The sequence below is a fragment of the Paeniglutamicibacter quisquiliarum genome, assembly GCF_019084045.1.
GTDB lineage: Bacteria > Actinomycetota > Actinomycetes > Actinomycetales > Micrococcaceae > Paeniglutamicibacter > Paeniglutamicibacter quisquiliarum.
In genome coordinates, this window is record NZ_JAHRED010000003.1 from 133,155 (window position 1) to 150,627 (window position 17,473).

A 17,473-nucleotide genomic window follows, 5' to 3' on the forward strand; every position below is an offset into this window, starting at 1 on the left:
GCCGGTTCAACCAGGCAGTGGGGATTCCATGAGCTTGAGCCACCTCTCGAGCAGGTCGTGCGTGAGTTCGGGCTGGTCGAGGTGCGCGTTGTGGCCGGCACCCTCGAGGACCGAAAGCGTGGCCCGCGGGTAGTGCCTCGCCAGAGCCATCTGGTCCGCAAACCCCACGACGTGGTCCTGCCGCCCGGCGATGATCAGGGTGGGGGCAGGGAACTTGCCGGAACGTTCCTCGGGTTCCCGGGTCAGCGCGTAGCGTCCGGCGATACGGCCGATGGCCGAACGGTCGAATGACCGCAGCCCCGGAAGCACCGAGTCGCGGAAACGGGCCCAGTTCTCGGGCGACTGGATGACGGCCATGTCCGCGTAGGCCTTGGCGTCTTCGGGGTCCAGCGTCGCCAGAAGGCCCGGGTCGGAGCGCAACACGGTTTGCCCCGGCAAGACCCGGCGTCTGTGCTCCGCCGCGGCCACCGGACAAAGCAGGGCAAGTCCAAGCACCTGGTCGCCGAATTCGGCCGCCAGGTGGCGGGCGATCATTCCGCCAAACGAATTGCCGAGTATCGCGAATCGCTCGCTGCCGAAGGTCTTTCGCGCGAAGGACGCGACCGCGTCGGCGACGTCGTCGGAGCTCCGGATGCCGGGTCCGGCAATGGACTCGCCCATTCCCGGTAGGTCGATGTAGACCCGTCGCCACCGGCCACGCGCGGCAAACACGGGATCGAGCCCCAGCAGCAGGCGATGATCGACGCAGAATCCGTGGATCAGCAACAGCGGGATCCCGGAACCATGTTCAACGAAGTGCACGAGTGAAGGCTAGCAGCCGGCGCGGCGTCCGGCTTTGGGGAAACGTAATGGACACGGCGTCCCTGGGCGGCGGCGGGCGGATTTCGTGCAAGGACGGAGGCCGAGCATTGGTTCCGGCGGTGTCGGACGGAGACTCCGGCGGCGCTGGCCAGCGGGCCATTGATGTGGCCCGCGCCACTTCGGCGCTATCGTGGATCCATGTCGAACATCCCGCATTCGCAACACTTCGATGTCATTGTCGTCGGTGCCGGCCTGGCCGGGCTGGTGGCGGCCACCGAGGCCACCGCGGCCGGCGCGCGCGTGCTGCTGCTGGACCAGGAATCCGAGGCGAACCTCGGCGGGCAGGCCCATTGGAGCTTTGGCGGGATCTTCCTGGTCGATTCGCCGGAACAGCGTCGGCTGGGTGTCAAGGACTCGAAGGAATTGGCGCTGCAGGACTGGGCCAACACCGCAGGGTTCGATCGCGACGAGGACGACTGGGGCCGCAAATGGGCGAGCGCCTACGTCCGCTGGGCGGCCGGCGGCAAGCGGCAGTGGCTGCATGAACGCGGCATCCGGTTCTTCCCGGTGGTCGGGTGGGCCGAACGCGGCGGGGCGGGCGCGCAGGGACCGGGAAACTCGGTGCCGAGATTCCACATCACCTGGGGGACCGGGCCGGGGCTGTTGGCTCCGTTCATCCGGGCGGCCCGGATCGCCGAGGCCAAGGGCCAGCTGACCATGCTCTGGCGGCACCAACTCGACGAGTTGGCCTCCGCCAACGGTGCCGTCAACGGTGTGCGCGGCAGCATCCTGGCGAATGACCCGGCGCCGCGCGGGGAGGACAGCAACCGCACCAAGGCCGGGGACTTCGAATACTTTGCCCCCTCCGTCGTCGTTGCCACCGGCGGCATCGGAGGGAACCTTTCCAAGGTGCGCGCGGCCTGGCCGGAACGCCTGGGCAGCCCGCCGCGGGACCTGGTCTCCGGAGTGCCCGCGCACGTGGACGGGCGCGGCCTGGACATCGCCCACCGGGCCGGTGCCCGACTGGTCAACGGGGACCGGATGTGGCACTACACCGAGGGAATCGCCAACTGGAACCCGGTGTGGAAGCGCCACGGAATCCGCATCCTACCCGGGCCCAGTTCCCTGTGGCTGGATGCCACCGGCAAGCGCCTGCCCGACCCGCTGTGGCCCGGCTTCGACACGCTCGGGACCCTCGAACACCTGCGCGGCACCGGGCACGACCACAGTTGGTTCATCCTCAACCGACGCATTATCGGCAAGGAATTCGCGCTCTCCGGCTCCGAGCAAAACCCCGACCTCACCGGCAAGGACATCCGCGCCGTGCTGGCGCGGGCGCGAGTGGATGTTCCCGGCCCCGTCCAGGACTTCCTGGACCAAGGCGAGGACTTCGTCCAGGCGGCTACACTCGATGAGCTGGTGGCCAAGATGAACCGGCTGGCCGGGGAGGACCTCCTGGATCCGGCCCAGGTTGCCGGGGTGCTCGCGACCAGGGACTCGGCCACGGCGAATGGATTCGGCAAGGACGGCCAGATCTCGGCCATCACCTCGGCCAGGAACTACCTGGGCGACAAGCTGGTGCGCAGCGTCAAGCCGCACCCCATCACGGACCCGAAAGCCGGCCCGCTGATCGCCGTGCGATTGAGGATCCTGACGCGCAAGTCGTTGGGCGGGATCCAGACGGACCTGGATTCGCGGGTGCTGGACGCCGGCGGGAACCCGGTCCCGGGACTCTATGCGGCGGGAGAGGCGGCGGGTTTCGGCGGCGGGGGCATCCACGGCTACCGTGCGCTCGAGGGCACCTTCCTGGGCGGCTGCCTCTTCAGCGGCAGGGCGGCCGTCCGGCACGCGGCGGGGGCCTGGAAGCGGACATAGGGCGAGCCACCAACGTCCCGCCCCTGATGTCGGGGGTCTGGGATGTTCGTGGCCCGGCGAGGTGGGTTCGGTCAGTGCGTGAAGTGGTACGCCGTGCCAAAGAGCACTGCCGAAAGGCCGAAGGCGATGCCGATCATCATCGGTTCCCAGGCCCCTTGTACGGCAAACAGGAAGATGGCGAATATCGCGAACAACAACATCGCCAGGATTCCGCCAAGGATGATCGATCCGCCGCCGTGGTGGTGCACGGCAGTCTGCGCATTTCGATGAAATAGAGTAGCCATGTCCTCAGGGTAAGCCGAACAACAAGGAAAAACGAGGGATAGACCATGAAGGATCCAGTGCAGGAATCCGCGGGGGACTGGCGCCAGGTTTTTGGTGCCTTGGCCAACGAGGAGACCCGCCGTTACTACGCCCAGCAGGTCCTGGGATTGGAGAGCGACCTGCGGCCCGAACGCCGGGCCAAGGCCCGGCAAAACCTCGCTAGCGCCGGCCTGCTCGATGGACGGGGCCTGGTGGACGAGCAGGTCTTTGCCCGCGTGCTGGCCGCCGGAGCACGTAGGGATCAGCAGACGGGCAGCGAGCGCTACTTCGACGAAGCGGGCCGCATCGACCGCTATCCCCGGAAGCACGAGGAACGCCTGGGCCTGCTGCGCGTGATTGCAGGCAAGGTCTTGCGGCACGGGCAGCGGCTCACCGAGGTCGAACTGACCTCGAAGCTGGAGGAGTTCACCGACGACCCGGTGCTCCTGCGCCGCTACTTGGTCGACTACGGGATGCTGCTGCGCCAGCCGGACGGGTCCGCGTACCGGCTGGCGGACGGCTCGGACTAGCGGAGGATGTTTGTGTCCACGGCTCACAAGGGAGTAATTTCTTATGTGTACGGATTGCGGCACCTGCCGCTCCGTTCCCATACATTCCAGGAGTCCCATGTCTGACCCGTATGCCCGCCCGGGCGGCGATCCCCACCACGGATCGTGGTCGTCTCCCGGCGGGTACGCGGGGCGGCCCGCACCCGGGCAGCAGCCGTACCCCGGCCAGTACCAGGGCGCGTATCCGGGCCAGTATCCGCCGGGCGGATACTACGGGCACTACGGCAACGGCGGCAACCAGCCGCCGCTGCGCACATACGGGATGACGACCTTCGCGATGGTGACCGGCATCGTGGCGGCCGCGGTGTCCCTGGTCCCGTTTCTCGGCTTCGTCTCCTTCGTGCTGGGTCCCCTGGCGATGGTGTTGGGCATCGTGGGCATCGCCAAGCGGATCAGGAGCCGCGGTTTCAGCGTCACGGCATTGGTGACCGGCACGTTCGGGCTGCTGGTCTCGATCCTCTACGCCGTGCTGCTTTCCACGATCCTCTCGTTCTACGACAACACGCAGAGCTTTGAGTTCGAAGCGGAGGGCACCGACGAATATGTGCTCTCGTTGACGACGACCTCGGCCATGCCGGAAACGACCAACCATTCCGACCCGTTTCGCAGCACCGTGGATGCGTCGACGCTCTTTGGCGGCCTCGTCGTCACGAACGTGGACGGCAAGCGGGGAGAGGTCAGCTGCCGGATCTACGACACGGCGGGAAACCTGTTGGTGGAAAGCACCGATGCCGGAAGCGACGCGGTGGCCGAATGCATGCTCAGCGACGTCCTGGTCCGCAAGGTCGAGGACCTGGACTTCCCCGAGGAGATCAGCGCCCGCGACCTAGGCTGACCCGCCCGCGCCCGCCGCGTTGCGGGCGGCGATGATCCGGCGGATCGATCCATCCAGCACCGGGTAGTCTGCACCCGGTCCCAAGGCCAGGAAGCACGGCGCCTCGTGGTCCGGCAGGGTCTGCCCGTCGTAGCGGTAGCCCAGGTACCTGCCGCCGGCGCGGCGCACCAGCAGGGCCCCGGCGGCGATGTCCCAGGGCTTGGTGTCGAAGCCAATGGTTGCATCGCACCAGCCGGCCGCGACATGGGCCAGGGCCAGGGCGGCGGAGACCTTGCGGCGCACGGTGGCAAAGGCGCCGACCCAGGCGCCGAACTCGCGCAGCCCAGCCTCCCCGTCGAGTTCGAGGGCCTCGGCCGAGGGGTAGTCGGTCATGATGTTCGCGTGATGCTGGTCCGGGCGGGCGCCGGGAGACAGGATCGCGCCGTTCAGGTAGGCGTGTTGCGCATCGGCGGTGAATTCCAGCCCGGCGACTGGGTCAAGCACGACGGCCGCCAGCAGCACCCCGTCGCGGGCAGCCGCAATGGAGATGCAGAAGAAGGCGACCCCGTGGGTGAAATTGCTGGTGCCGTCGATGGGGTCGACTATCCACTGGATGCTTCCGGCACCCGTGCTGCCGCCCTCTTCGCCCAGGACCCGGGAGTCGGGCTCGGCCGCCAGCAGGTGTCCACGGATGATCTCTTCGCTGCGCCTGTCGAATGCCGTCACCAGGTCATGGGCGTTGGTCTTGTTTTCCCGTTCCACGTCCTGGCGGAACGCCCCGCGCAGGACCGGTGCGGCGAGCCGCGCCGCGTCCAGCGCAATCGAGCGCAGCCGTGCGGCCAAGGCGATGTCGGAGGTGCTGAAATTTTCGGTGCTCACGATCCACCAGCCTAGCGCCGCTGTGAGTTGCGCCAAATTAGTTTGACGGGGCAACTAAATTCACCATATGGTTGCAGAAGGCAACATTAGCCTTGGTCAACTATATTTGCGAAGGAGAACGATCCGTTGCCACGCGGCGAAACCCCAACATTTGAACTGGTCGAAAGCCTCACCGCGCTCAAGCGCACGCTGCGCTGCGTCGAGCACCTCGGCGAAGGAAAGCAGTCGGTGGGCTTCGCGGGCCTGGGCGTGCTGGCCTACATCCAGCGCAACCAGCCCACCCGCGCCACCGACATCGCCCAGTGGATCGGCATCGGACCCGCGGCGCTCAGCCGCCAAGTCGTTGAGCTGGAAGGCTCCGGATTGCTGGTGCGCACCCCCAGCCCCACCGACGCCCGCGCCCAATTGATTTCCCTCACGCCCCGCGGCGCTGAGGAGCTCGATTCCGCCTACGACAGGCGCGCCACGGTGCTGGCCGGGCTGCTCAAGGACTGGGACGAAGCGGAAATCGCCGCGGCCGCGGCCACCGTGAACAACATCCAACAGGTGCTGCGTGCCGGCCTGGATTCCATCCACGTCAAGAACGCCACGGCCCCCAACGGCCCGGAGGAGAACCCCCATGTCTGAGCAGCAATCAGTCGACCGGACGCGGGAGCGCCCCGGCGACCAGCCCCAAATGAGCCAGAAGGAGGTGCTGCGCTCGATCACCGGCGTGCTGGCATCCTTCTTCGCCGCCATGCTGGCAACCACGATTGTCTCCATTGCGCTGCCGACGATCATGGACGCGCTGGAAGGCACGCAGACCGACTTCAACTGGGTGCTCACCGCGGCCCTGCTGGCCAACGCCGCAACCACCCCGATCTGGGGCAAGCTGGCGGACCTCTTCGACAAGAAGAAGCTGCTGCAAATCAGCATCGTCATCTTCGTGTGCGGTTCCATGCTGGCCGGGTTCGCCATCAACATCCCCATGCTCATGAGCGCCCGCGTCATCCAGGGCATCGGCATGGGCGGGCTCACCGCCATGGGCATGGCGGTCATCGGCACCGTCATCCCGCCGCGCGAGCGCGGCAAGTACTCGGGCTACTTCGGCGGCGTCATGGCCGCGGCGACCGCCGGCGGCCCGTTGCTGGGCGGGCTGATCGTCGATTCCCCGCTGGGCTGGCGCTGGACCTTCTTCATCGGGGTGCCCATTGCCGTCATCTCCATGTGGCTGATCCACAAGACCCTGCACATCGCACACGTCCCGCGGAAGGTCTACATCGACTGGGCCGGCGCGGTGCTGGTGACCATTTCGGTTTCCGTGCTGCTGATCTGGGTCTCCTACGTGGGCAAGGCGGGCTTCTACGAGTTCAACTCCTGGCAGACCTACGCGATGGTCGGCGGCTCGCTGGTGCTCATTGCCCTGCTGCTCTGGGTCGAGGGCCGGGTCCCGGAACCGGTGATCCCACTGCGCATCATCGCCACCCGCACCACCGCCCTGGCGATCCTCGCCTCGATTTCCATCGGCGTGGCGATGTTCGGCTCCGGCGCCTTCCTGGGCCAATACTTCCAGGTGGCCCGCGAGGCGAGCCCCACCCTGGCCGGGGTCATGACCCTGCCGATGATCGCGGGAAACCTGTTCGGATCGGTCTTTTCCGGCCAGCTGATCTCCCGCTTCGGGCGCTGGAAGATCTTCCTGGTCATCGGCGCCATCCTCAACGTCGGAGCGCTGGGGCTGCTGGGCATGATGTCCCACGACACCAACTACTGGATCCTGGCCACCGGCATGTTCTTCAACGGCCTGGGCATGGGTTTCATGCTGCAGAACCTGGTCCTTGCGGTGCAGAACACCGTCAAGGTCACCGACATCGGCACCGCCAGCTCCTCGGTCGCCTTCTTCCGCGCCGTCGGCGGGGCCGCGGGCGTGGCGGTGCTCGGGGCCATGCTCTCGGACAAGGTCGGGGCGCTGGTGCTCGATGCATTGAAGTCCGCGCACCTGGTCTCACCCGACGGTTCCACCGGCGTTGCCGCAGGCGGAACGTCGCTGAACCTCTCGGAGATGCCCCCTGCCGTGCGCCTGATGTACGAGACGGCCTTCGGCGATGCCACCGGCGTGGTGTTCATGACCTCGGCCATCGTCGCCGTCGTCGGGCTGGTGTGCATCCTGTTCATCAAGGAAGTCCCGCTGCGCCGGACGGTCTGATTCCGGAGCAGGGGCTTCCGTCAGGGTCCCGGGCACCAAGGGAAAACCCCTGGTGCCCGGGACCTGCTGCGTTGGCCGGCGTTCCCGTTGGAGAGACAGGAAATGTCGGCGGCTTTGGATGAACCGGCCAAGGGATTGGATGATCTGTCCGAGACTTCTGTCACTTTCCTTGCGTAGTGTGTGCTGGGTCGTACACACGGAAGGAACCGCGATGACCAGCAGTCACACGCAAGACACCACCGAAACACCGAAACTCAAGAAGGTCCTGGGCCGTTGGGACACCCTCGCCATCGGCGTGGGAGCCATGATTGGCTTCGGCTGGGTGGTGCTCACGGGTGACTGGATCACCACCGCCGGCCCGCTCGGCGCCTCCCTGGCCATGGTCGTCGGCGGCGGCATCATGGCCGTGGTCGGGCTGACCTACGCAGAACTGGTCGCCGCGATGCCGCGGGCCGGAGGCGAGCACAACTACCTGCTACGCGCCATGGGCGCCCGCTGGTCCTTCGCCGGGTCCTGGGCCATCGTCGGCGGCTACATCACCATCGTCGCCTTCGAGGCGGTGGCCCTGCCCAAGACGGCGCTGTACCTCTTCCCCGACCTGAACCGCATCAAGCTCTGGGACATCGCCGGCTCCGAGGTCTACCTGACCTGGGCGCTGGTCGGCGTGCTCGGCGCGGTGGTCATCACCGCCATCAACATCCGCGGCATCAAGACCGCCGGGGTGGTGCAGACCTTCGTGGTGCTCTTCCTCTTCGCCATCGGCGCGGTGCTGCTCTTCGGTTCCTTCGCCGGCGGATCCACCCAAACCATGGAGCCGTTCTTCAGCAACGGGGTTGCCGGGTTCTTCGGGGTGATGATCATCGTGCCGTTCATGTTCGTGGGCTTCGACGTCATCCCGCAATCGGCCGAGGAATGCGACATCGAACCGCGGCGCATCGGCAAGTACGTCGTGATCGCCGTCCTCATCGCCACCGCCTGGTACGTCATGGTCATCCTGGCCACCTCCTCCGGCATGGGCGCCGCGGCGCTGGCCGGCTCCGAACTGGCCACCGCCGATGCCATGGGCGCGCTTTTCGGCTCGGAGATGATGGCAAAGGTGCTGATCTCAGGCGGCATCGCCGGAATCCTCACCTCCTGGAACTCGCTGCTGATGGGCGCCTCCCGTCTGCTCTACGCCATGGCCGGCTCCGGCATGCTGCCGGGTTGGTTCGCGAAGCTGCACCCCAAGTACGGCACCCCGGTCAACGCCCTGCTGTTCATCGGCGGGCTCTCGGTGCTCGCCCCGTTCTTCGGTTCGGCCATGCTCGGCTGGCTGGTCGACTCCGGCTCGCCCTCGATCGTGATCGCCTACCTGCTGGTCGGGGTCGCCTTCGTGATCCTGCGCCGGCGCGAACCGATGATGGAGCGCCCGCTGCGCATCGGCGGGAAGGGCAACTTCGGCCAGGCCATCGGCGTCACCTCGGTGCTCTTCTGCGCCGCGCTGATCAGTCTCTACCTGCCGGGGATGCCCGCGGCCATCGGCATCCAGCCGTGGCTGCTCTTCGGGGCCTGGTGGGTCCTGGGCTTCGTCTTCCTGTTGCGGGTGCCGCGCGGTGTGGTCCCGGGCATCGACGCCGAGGAGGAACTGCTCACCCGCCTGGCGATGCGCAAGGCCGCCAAGGCGGAGGCCGTCTACGGCCAGGCCCCGCCGGCGGTGCCGGCCAGGAACAACGTGAAGGACTCGGAACACGCATGAACAAGATCCGTCCCCTCGAGGGAATCATCGTCGCGGACTTCTCCCGGGTCCTGGCCGGACCGCTGTGCACCATGACGCTGGCCGACATGGGTGCAACCGTCATCAAGGTCGAGCGTCCCGGGACCGGGGACGACACCCGCAGCTGGGGGCCGCCGTTCTCCGCCACCGGCTCCACCTACTTCGAGTCGGTGAACCGCAACAAGCAGTCGGTCGCCCTTGACCTCACCGATCCGGCGGACCGCGAGGTGGCACGGGAATTGGCGCTGCGCGCCGACGTGCTGGTGGAGAACTTCAAGCCCGGCGGCATGGACAAGCTGGGGCTGGGGTATGCGGAGCTCTCGGCACTGAACCCGGGGCTGGTCTATGCCTCGATTTCCGGATTCGGGTCCGCCGGCGGGGCGCACCTGCCCGGCTACGACTTCATCGTCCAGGCCCTGGGCGGGCTGATGTCCATCACCGGCGAGGCCGGGGAGGAGCCCATGAAGGCAGGGGTCGCGCTGGTGGACGTGCTCACCGCCAAGGACGCAAGCATCGGGGTGCTGGCGGCGCTGCACGCCCGCGCCTCCTCCGGCACCGGCGCCCACGTGGAGGTCAACCTGCTCTCCAGCCTGCAGGGCGCGCTGGCCAACCAGGGCCAGGCCTACCTGGGGGCGGGCAAGGTTGCCGCTCGCATGGGCAACGAGCACCCCTCGATCGTGCCCTACCAGTTGCTGTCATGCGCCGACGGATCGGTGGCGGTGGCCTGCGGCAACGACGGCCAGTTTGCCAGGCTCTGCGCCGAGATCGGAAAACCGGAGTTGGCCGAGGACTCCCGCTTCGCCACCAACTCGGCCCGCGTGGCCCATCGCGAAAAACTCATCCCGTTGCTTGAGGACGCGCTGGGCGCGGACACCGGGGCGAGGTGGCAGACCCGGTTCACCGCCGTGGGCGTGCCGGCGGGCAAGGTCGCGGGCATCGACGAGGGCCTGGACTACGCCGAATCCCTGGGACTGGACCCGGTCATCGAGGTGCACAACTCGCAAGGGGACACCGTGGGCAGGCAGGTGCGCCACCCGATCACCTGGACCCCGGCGCTGGATGCCCCTGCCATGGCGCCGCCGCAGCTGGGCGAACACACCGAAACCGTCCGGGCCTGGCTGGGCAGCGACGCGGAATCGATGGCGGAGTTCCAGTCCCTAGCCCAGCCCCGGCCCTGAGGTCTCGCGGCGCAGCGCCAGCCACAGATGCGCCGCGACATCCGGGTCGTCCAGGTCCACGCCAATGAGCGTGGTGGCCACCGAAATCCGGTGGCGCAGGGAATTGCGGTGGATGCCCAGGGCCCGTGCCGCATCCTCCCAGGTGCCGCGCGCCGCGAGGTAGGCGCGCACCGTGCCCAACAGGTCGGCGCGGTGGTAGTCGGCCAGCAGGCGAACCCAGCCGGCGGCCTTGGCATCCTCGCTGGCGTTGACCGCAACCAGCCGTCCGGCCGGGGCCTGCAGCGTGGCCCGGCGCAACACCGCAAGGTTGCCCGGGATCTCTCCCAGGCTCACGGGGTCGCCCAGCGCGGCGGCCAGCGATCCGGAGACCTCGGGGTCGGCCAGGGCAGGCAGCCCCAACAGGGCATTTTGCTCCAGGGACTCGCCGGGCCCGTCCGCGGGCTTGCTGCCGATCCCGGAGGCCGGCAGTACCAGGTAAAGGACCTCGTCCTGGACGTGGCGCAGCGTGCAGGCATCCACCGCGGCGGACAGGTCCGGCAACCCCGGATCCGCGAGAAGCCGGGCCGCGGCCCGTGCCGCCAGCCCCGGGTCGTCCCCGGGTGAGAGCCTGATGCCCAGCAGGCGGACCCGGTTGGGAAGCTCGGCCAGTCCCAGGTCCTCGGCCACCATGTGGGCCGCCTCGGTCTGCCCGTGCAGCAGCAGCTTGGTCGTCGCGGCGCCCAGCGCATGGGCGGTGCCGACGACCACCTCGCGCTGCCTGGCCCGCAGGGCCAGCAACGTGGAGACCGTCATGATGATCTGCCGGTCGGCGCGGGTCAGCGTGCGCCCCGAGCCGATGCACAGGAACCCGTGGATCCGCGCACCGAGCAGGATCGGGTACAACACCACCGGCTGGCCGTGGAGCTCAAACGTGGCGGCCGAGGGGACGCCTGCCTTGTTGAAGCGAATCGACTCGGCGCGCAGGTCCTCGACCAGGGCGCTTGCGGAGGCGGGCCACACGGTCTCGGTTCCGGCATCCGCCGGAAGATAGGCGGCCCAGCCGCCGAGCGCCTGGGCGAGTCCGCGGACCACTGCGCTGGTGGCGTCGGGGCGCATGGCCGCCCGGGCCAGCGCCGTTTGCGTGCCGAGCGAATCCATGAGGTTGGCGGTGTCGTCCCGGGTGGACAGCCGCCAATATGCGCGCGAGACATGCTGGAACGGCACCCCGTCGGGGACGATCGCCAGCTCGATGCCCGCCGCGCGGCTGGCGGCCAGTACGTGCCCGGGCACCTGCTTCAGCCATGGGCCCAGGCCCAGCCCCACGGCACGAACCTCCTTTGACCCGAGCCGCTTCATGTATGCGAGCGAGAGCGCCGCCGACTTTGCGAAGGGCATGCCGGTGGTCAGCAACAGCTCGCCGCCCTCCAGGTACGGGGTGGGGTCCTCCAGCTCGGAGACATGGACTCCCGTCACCGGCTTGGCGCTGAATTCGGACCCGGGGCTGGGCACAAGTTCGGGTCCGAGTTCGGCACCCAACTGCAACAAGGAAATCATGGGTTGAATTATCCAACAGAGTGGGTCGTGTTGGGCAAATCATCCAATGACGTGTGTCACGTCCTGGCATAACGTGGAGCCCATGACCGAAACACTTCTGGCCGTTGACGCCGAGACGCTCCCGCAGACCCGCCACCTTGCCACCTCCATCCCCGGCCCGCGCTCCACGGCCCTGCACGCCGAACGCACCGCACAGGTGACCAACGGCTTCGGCATCACCCTGCCGGTCTTCGTGGCCCGCGCGGACGGCGGAATCGTCGAGGACGTCGACGGCAACCGGCTCATCGACTTCGCCTCCGGCATTGCCGTGACCTCGCTGGGCGCCAGCAACAAGCGCGTGGCAGAACGCGTTGCCGCGCAGCTGGACGCCTTCACCCACACCTGCTTCATGGTCACCGAATACGAATCCTTCACCCAGGTCTGCAAGTGGCTCAACGCCAACACCCCCGGCGACTTCGACAAGCGCACCGGGCTGTTCTCCACCGGCGCCGAGGCCGTGGAAAACGCCGTCAAGATCGCCCGTGCCGCCACCGGACGGCCCAACGTGTTGGTCTTCGACGAGGCCTACCACGGCCGCTCTCTGCTTACCATGGCCATGACCGCCAAGGTCAACCCCTACAAGCTGAACTTCGGTCCGCTTCCCGCGGAGATCATCCGCGCCGCCTCGGCCAACCCGCTGCGTCCCGCCGAGGGCCTCGAGTCCGGCGCCGAAGCGGCACTGGAATCCGTGGAGGCCACCATCCTGGAACACGGCGCGGACACCTTCGCCGCCATGGTCATCGAGCCGATCCAGGGCGAGGGCGGCTTCATCGTCCCGGCCGCCGGCTTCATCCCGGGCCTGCGCAAACTCGCCGACAAGTACGGCATCGTGCTGGTCATCGACGAAATCCAGGCCGGCATGGGCCGCACCGGAACGCTCTTCGCCTCCGAACACGAGGGCGTTGCGGGGGACATGATCCTCACCGCCAAGGCACTGGCCAACGGCGTCCCGCTCTCCGCCGTCACCGGACGCACCGAGCTGATGAACGCGCCGCACGCCGGGGGACTGGGCGGCACCTATGCCGGAAACCCGCTGGCCTGCGAGGCCGCGCTGGCGGTCTTCGAGCAGTTCGAGGACGGATCACTGCTGGCCAACGCCCGCCACATCGAGGCGGTCGCCCGCGAAATCCTTGAGCCGTTGCTTTCCTCCACCGGCATCGTTGCCGAGGTCCGCGGCCGCGGCGCCATGCTCGCCATCGAACTGGCCGACGCCGGGACCCTGGCCCCGCGCGCGGATAAGGCCAAGGAGATCTCCGCCGCCTGCCACGCCGCCGGTGTGCTCACCCTGACCTGCGGCACCCACGGCAACGTCGTGCGCCTGCTGCCCCCGCTGGTCATCGGCGAGGAGCTGCTGCGCGACGGGCTGGACGTGCTCGCCCAGGCAATCACCGACGCCGCCAACTAGCACCGGACCACTTCACCCCCCCCGAACTTTTTGGAGAACACCATGACCCTCACCATGCACGACCACGAAACCCACCAGTTGGACCCGGCGGATTTGATCAACTTCGATGCGCTGCTCACCGCCGAGGAGCTCGCGCTGCGTTCCAAGGTGCGGACCTTCGTCGACGAGGCCATCAAGCCGAACATCGCCGGTTGGTACGCCGACGCGGTCTTCCCGCTGGAGATCGTCCCGGAAATGGCCAAGCTCGGCCTGCTGGGCATGCACTTGAAGGGCTATGGCTGCGCCGGGGGCACCGCGGTGGAGTACGGATTGGCAGGTTCCGAGCTGGAGGCAGGGGACTCGGGGCTGCGCACCTTCGTCTCGGTGCAGGGTTCGCTGGCCATGAGCGCGATCTACAAGCACGGCTCCGAGGAACAGAAGCAGGAGTGGCTGCCGAAGATGGCGGCGGGGCAGGCCATCGGCTGCTTCGGGCTGACCGAGCCCACTGCCGGCTCTGACCCCTCGGCGATGAAGACCTTCGCCCGCAAGGACGGGAACGACTGGGTCATCAACGGCACCAAGCGCTGGATCGGGCTGGCAAACGTCGCCCAGGTCGCGGTCATCTGGGCACAGACCGACGAGGGCATCCGCGGTTTTGTGGTCCCCACCCAGACCGCCGGGTTCAAGGCGACCCCGATCGAGCCCAAGCTCTCGATGCGCGCCTCCATCCAGTGCGAGATCGAGCTGACCGACGTGCGCCTGCCCGCGACCGCGGTGCTGCCGAACGTCACGGGGCTAAAGGGACCGTTCTCCTGCCTGAATGAGGCCCGCTACGGCATCATCTGGGGCGCCATGGGAGCGGCCCGCGACTCCTTCGAGGATGCCCTGGCGTACTCGCAGCAGCGCATGCAGTTCGACAAGCCGCTGGCCGGGTACCAGATGACCCAGCAGAAGCTGGTGGACATGGCCCTGGAAATCAACAAGGGCTACCTGCTGGCCCTGCACATCGGGCGCATGAAGGACGCAGGCACCCTGGATCTGCACCAGATCTCGGTGGGCAAGCTCAACAACTGCCGCGAGGCCATCAAGATCGCCCGCGAGGCCCGCACCATCCTTGGCGGCAACGGCATCACCCTGGAGTACTCGCCTCTGCGCCACGCCAACAACCTGGAATCGGTGCGCACCTACGAGGGCACCGACGAGGTCCACACCCTCATCCTCGGAAACAAGCTCACCGGCGTCCCGGCCTTCCGCTAAACAACCCCCACCATCGTTTCGAGAGGAACGCCATGACCGAAACCATGACGCACACCGACACCGTTCCGCTGCGCCTGCTCATCGACGGGCAATGGATAGACGGCACCGGTGCGGGCCTGGAATCCACCTCGCCCGCGAACCCCGGGCACGTGGTCGCCGCCGGAGGCACCGCCACGGTGGACAACGTGCGCACCGCCGTGGCGGCCGCGCGTGCGGCGGCCACCGAATGGGCCGCAACCCCGATGGCCGAACGCGGGGGATACCTGGCCCGTGCCGCGGCGATCATCACGGCCAACGCCGACGCGTGGGGCGGCGAGCTGGCCCGCGAGGAAGGAAAGACCGCAGCGGAGGGCACCGGAGAGGTGCTGCGCGCCGCGCAGATCCTTTCTTATTACTCCGCCGAGTCCGACCGCCTGGCCGGGGAGGTCTTCTCCTCCCCGCGCCGCGGCGAGCAGATCCTGGTGACCCGCAAACCACTGGGCGTCGTTGGAGTCATCACCCCGTTCAACTTCCCCATCGCCATCCCGGCCTGGAAGATCGCCCCGGCACTGGTATTCGGCAACACCGTGGTGTGGAAGCCCGCCTCCACCGTGCCGCTGCTGGCCATGCGCCTGACCCAGGCCCTCGTGGAGGCCGGCCTGCCGGCCGGCGTGTTGAACCTCGTCATCGGATCCGGTGCGCTGGGCAACGAGATCGTGAACCACCCGGAGCTTGACGGGCTCACCTTCACCGGCTCCACGGGAGTGGGCCGCAAGCTCGCCGCCGCAGCCGCCGGACGGGGCGTGCCGATCCAGGCGGAAATGGGCGGCAAGAATGCCTCGGTCGTGCTCGAGGACGCGGATCTTGAGCTCGCCGTGGAACAGGTGCTCCTCGGCGCCTTCCGCTCCACCGGGCAGAAGTGCACCGCCACCTCGCGGCTGATCCTGCAGGAGAAAATTGCCGATGCGTTCCTGGCGCGCCTGTGCCAACGCCTCGGCGAGTGGAAAACCGGGGACCCGACGGATTCCTCCGTGCACATGGGGCCGGTGGTTTCGGGTGCGGCCGCGGAGCAGATCCGTGCGGGCATCGCCGCCTCGATCGCCCAAGGTGCTCGCCTAGCCTTCGAGGGCGATATCGCGGGCCTGGGGGACGCCTTCGTGGCCCCGACCGTCCTGGAGCTGCCGACCGGGGAGAACAATGCCTGGCGCGAGGAGTTCTTCGGTCCCGTGCTGGCCGTGCGCCGGGCGCCAACCACCGAGCAGGCGTTCGAGCTGGCCAACGATTCGGAATATGGACTGAGCTGTGCGCTGTTCACCCGGGACCTCTCCAAGGCGCTGGCGGCCATGGAACAAATCGATGTGGGCGTCCTGCACGTGAATTCGGAATCGGCCGGAGCGGACCCGCACGTGCCCTTCGGCGGGGCCAAGAAGAGCGGCTACGGGCCCAAGGAACAGGGCGGTGCGGCGAAGGAATTCTTCACCCACACCACCACGGTGTACCTGCGCGGAGCGTAGGAAACCAAGTTCGGGGCACCCGCCGTCATCCAGCCTGGCCGGATGCGGCGGGTGCCCCGAGTCATGTCTAGGATTGGCAACGGGCATGGCAGAAACGTGAGCCAGCGAACAATTGACGAAAGTGCGGAGCCAAGAATGAGCGTAGAGACCGGCATCGAGAACATTTCCACCATCCTGGTCATTGGCGCGGGCACCATGGGACGGCAGATCGCGATGACCGCGGCCCTGGCCGGGTACGCGACCACCATCCAGGACATCTCCGCCGACGGCCTCGCCGCGGCGCGCGCCGAACTCGAGGGCTGGGCGGCCTCGCGGGTGGCCAAGGGCAAGCTGGAGAAGGCTGCGGCCACCGCGGCCCTGGACGCACTGGCCTACAGCACCGACCTGGACGAGGCTGCCGCCAACGCCGACTTCGTCATCGAGGCCGCCACCGAGCGCCTGGAGATCAAGACGGCGATCTTCGAAAAGCTCGGCGTGCTGGCCCCGGCCCACGCCATCCTGGCCACCAACTCCTCGACCCTCGGCTCCTCCAAGGTCGCGGCGGCCACCGGTCGGCCGGCACAGGTCTGCAACATGCACTTCTTCAACCCGGCCCTGGTCATGAAGTGCGTCGAGGTGGTCCGCCACGGGGAAACCAGCGACGCGACCGTGGCCACCACCATGGAGCTGGCCCGGCGCCTGGGCAAGGAGCCGGTGCTGATCAACCGCGAGATCCCCGGCTTCATCGCCAACCGCCTGATGGGCGCGATCCAGCGCGAGGCGCTGTTCCTGGCCGATGAGGGCATTGCCAGCATCGAGGACATCGACACCACCGCCCGCACGGCGCTGGGCCACCCGATGGGTCCGTTTGCGCTGATGGACATGGTCGGGCTGGACGTCATCGACTTCATCGCCCAGGCCACCCACGCGGAGACCGGCGCGGCCGAGGACGCCCCCAACGAGCGGATCGCGGCACTGGTGGCCGAGGGCAAGCTGGGCCGCAAGTCCGGCGCCGGGTTCTACCACTACGCCTAGACTGATTCCAAAGTCTTACGAGCACGGGCGAGGGCGTCCGGGATTGAGTTGAACCAGCCAAATCGCCGATTTGGGGAAATCAGCTGGGCAAAGACCTGGACACCCTTGCGACAGCGTTGTGCGCCTAGCCGGATGACTTTTTGAAGGGTCATACTAAACTTGCCCCGTGGCGGCCCGCAGTCGGGTTGCGACCCTGGATCACTGATGCAGGCCCTGCCTGGCTGGAATCGGGTGAAACGGCTGACGCGGGTACGTTCCAAGTGCTGGCAGTGTCGGGAAAGAGTGGGCCGGAGGACGAAATTTTCCCCCGGCCCTGCGGTCAACCGAGCCATCGGGACCGACCATCGGGACAAGGCCACGACGCGGGACCTGTATGAAATAAACCCTTGATTCCAGGTG

At 67.8% G+C, this 17,473-nt stretch carries 15 protein-coding genes; 11 read left to right on the forward strand and 4 right to left on the reverse strand.

Going from position 1 to position 17,473, the window contains the following annotated elements; all coding sequences use genetic code 11:
• Positions 1–6: 6 nt before the first annotated feature.
• The gene (locus KRR55_RS07280; RefSeq protein WP_217388413.1) at positions 7–801 is read right to left on the reverse strand and encodes an alpha/beta fold hydrolase; all 795 of its coding nucleotides are present in this window, start codon (positions 799–801) and stop codon (positions 7–9) included.
• Between the two features lie 198 nt (positions 802–999).
• On the opposite strand from KRR55_RS07280, the gene KRR55_RS07285 reads away from it, so the two are divergent.
• Positions 1,000–2,676 (forward strand): FAD-binding dehydrogenase, encoded by a 1,677-nt coding sequence (locus KRR55_RS07285; RefSeq protein WP_217388414.1) that lies wholly within the window; start codon positions 1,000–1,002, stop codon positions 2,674–2,676.
• Positions 2,677–2,747: 71 nt separating this feature from the next.
• Here the strand turns inward: KRR55_RS07285 and KRR55_RS07290 are convergent, their stop codons facing one another.
• Positions 2,748–2,960, reverse strand: a complete 213-nt coding sequence (locus KRR55_RS07290) for a hypothetical protein (protein WP_217388415.1) — start codon at positions 2,958–2,960, stop codon at positions 2,748–2,750.
• A gap of 45 nt (positions 2,961–3,005) precedes the next feature.
• On the opposite strand from KRR55_RS07290, the gene KRR55_RS07295 reads away from it, so the two are divergent.
• Both KRR55_RS07295 and KRR55_RS07300 read left to right on the forward strand, forming a co-directional pair.
• A complete protein-coding gene (locus tag KRR55_RS07295) occupies positions 3,006–3,509 on the forward strand; it encodes a DUF2087 domain-containing protein (RefSeq protein ID WP_217388416.1) in 504 nt (167 codons plus the stop codon).
• A 97-nt stretch (positions 3,510–3,606) separates the two neighbouring features.
• Entirely contained in the window at positions 3,607–4,383 is a 777-nt protein-coding gene (locus KRR55_RS07300) for a hypothetical protein (RefSeq protein WP_217388417.1), read from the forward strand.
• Here KRR55_RS07300 and KRR55_RS07305 read toward each other — a convergent pair.
• Complete coding sequence (locus tag KRR55_RS07305; protein WP_217388418.1) at positions 4,375–5,241, reverse strand: inositol monophosphatase family protein; 867 nt, start codon at positions 5,239–5,241, stop codon at positions 4,375–4,377. The two genes, KRR55_RS07300 and KRR55_RS07305, sit on opposite strands and share 9 nt — an antisense overlap.
• Before the next feature lie 126 nt (positions 5,242–5,367).
• Between KRR55_RS07305 and KRR55_RS07310 the strand changes: the two genes are divergently transcribed.
• From KRR55_RS07310 to KRR55_RS07325, 4 genes are all read left to right on the forward strand, one after another.
• A complete protein-coding gene (locus KRR55_RS07310; protein ID WP_217388419.1) occupies positions 5,368–5,868 on the forward strand; it encodes a MarR family winged helix-turn-helix transcriptional regulator in 501 nt (166 codons plus the stop codon).
• The gene (locus KRR55_RS07315; RefSeq protein ID WP_217388420.1) at positions 5,861–7,423 is read left to right on the forward strand and encodes an MFS transporter; all 1,563 of its coding nucleotides are present in this window, start codon (positions 5,861–5,863) and stop codon (positions 7,421–7,423) included. Before KRR55_RS07310 ends, KRR55_RS07315 begins: the two co-directional genes overlap by 8 nt.
• Positions 7,424–7,634: 211 nt before the next feature.
• Complete coding sequence (locus KRR55_RS07320; protein WP_254455954.1) at positions 7,635–9,158, forward strand: APC family permease; 1,524 nt, start codon at positions 7,635–7,637, stop codon at positions 9,156–9,158.
• Positions 9,155–10,354, forward strand: coding sequence for a CaiB/BaiF CoA transferase family protein (locus KRR55_RS07325; protein WP_217388421.1), 1,200 nt, complete (start codon positions 9,155–9,157; stop codon positions 10,352–10,354). The genes KRR55_RS07320 and KRR55_RS07325 overlap by 4 nt, the downstream gene beginning before the upstream one ends.
• Here the strand turns inward: KRR55_RS07325 and KRR55_RS07330 are convergent.
• Positions 10,334–11,887 carry a PucR family transcriptional regulator gene (locus tag KRR55_RS07330; protein ID WP_217388422.1) on the reverse strand — a complete coding sequence of 518 codons (1,554 nt, stop codon included), beginning with the start codon at positions 11,885–11,887 and terminating at the stop codon, positions 10,334–10,336. The genes KRR55_RS07325 and KRR55_RS07330 overlap by 21 nt on opposite strands.
• An 82-nt stretch (positions 11,888–11,969) precedes the next feature.
• On the opposite strand from KRR55_RS07330, the gene KRR55_RS07335 reads away from it, so the two are divergent.
• From KRR55_RS07335 to KRR55_RS07350, 4 genes are all read left to right on the forward strand, one after another.
• The gene (locus tag KRR55_RS07335; RefSeq protein WP_217388423.1) at positions 11,970–13,331 is read left to right on the forward strand and encodes an aminotransferase class III-fold pyridoxal phosphate-dependent enzyme; all 1,362 of its coding nucleotides are present in this window, start codon (positions 11,970–11,972) and stop codon (positions 13,329–13,331) included.
• Between the two features lie 42 nt (positions 13,332–13,373).
• Entirely contained in the window at positions 13,374–14,567 is a 1,194-nt protein-coding gene (locus tag KRR55_RS07340; protein WP_217388424.1) for an acyl-CoA dehydrogenase family protein, read from the forward strand.
• Between the two features lie 32 nt (positions 14,568–14,599).
• Positions 14,600–16,060 carry an aldehyde dehydrogenase family protein gene (locus KRR55_RS07345; protein ID WP_217388425.1) on the forward strand — a complete coding sequence of 487 codons (1,461 nt, stop codon included), beginning with the start codon at positions 14,600–14,602 and terminating at the stop codon, positions 16,058–16,060.
• Between the two features lie 135 nt (positions 16,061–16,195).
• A complete protein-coding gene (locus KRR55_RS07350; RefSeq protein WP_217388426.1) occupies positions 16,196–17,074 on the forward strand; it encodes a 3-hydroxyacyl-CoA dehydrogenase family protein in 879 nt (292 codons plus the stop codon).
• Positions 17,075–17,473: the final 399 nt, after the last annotated feature.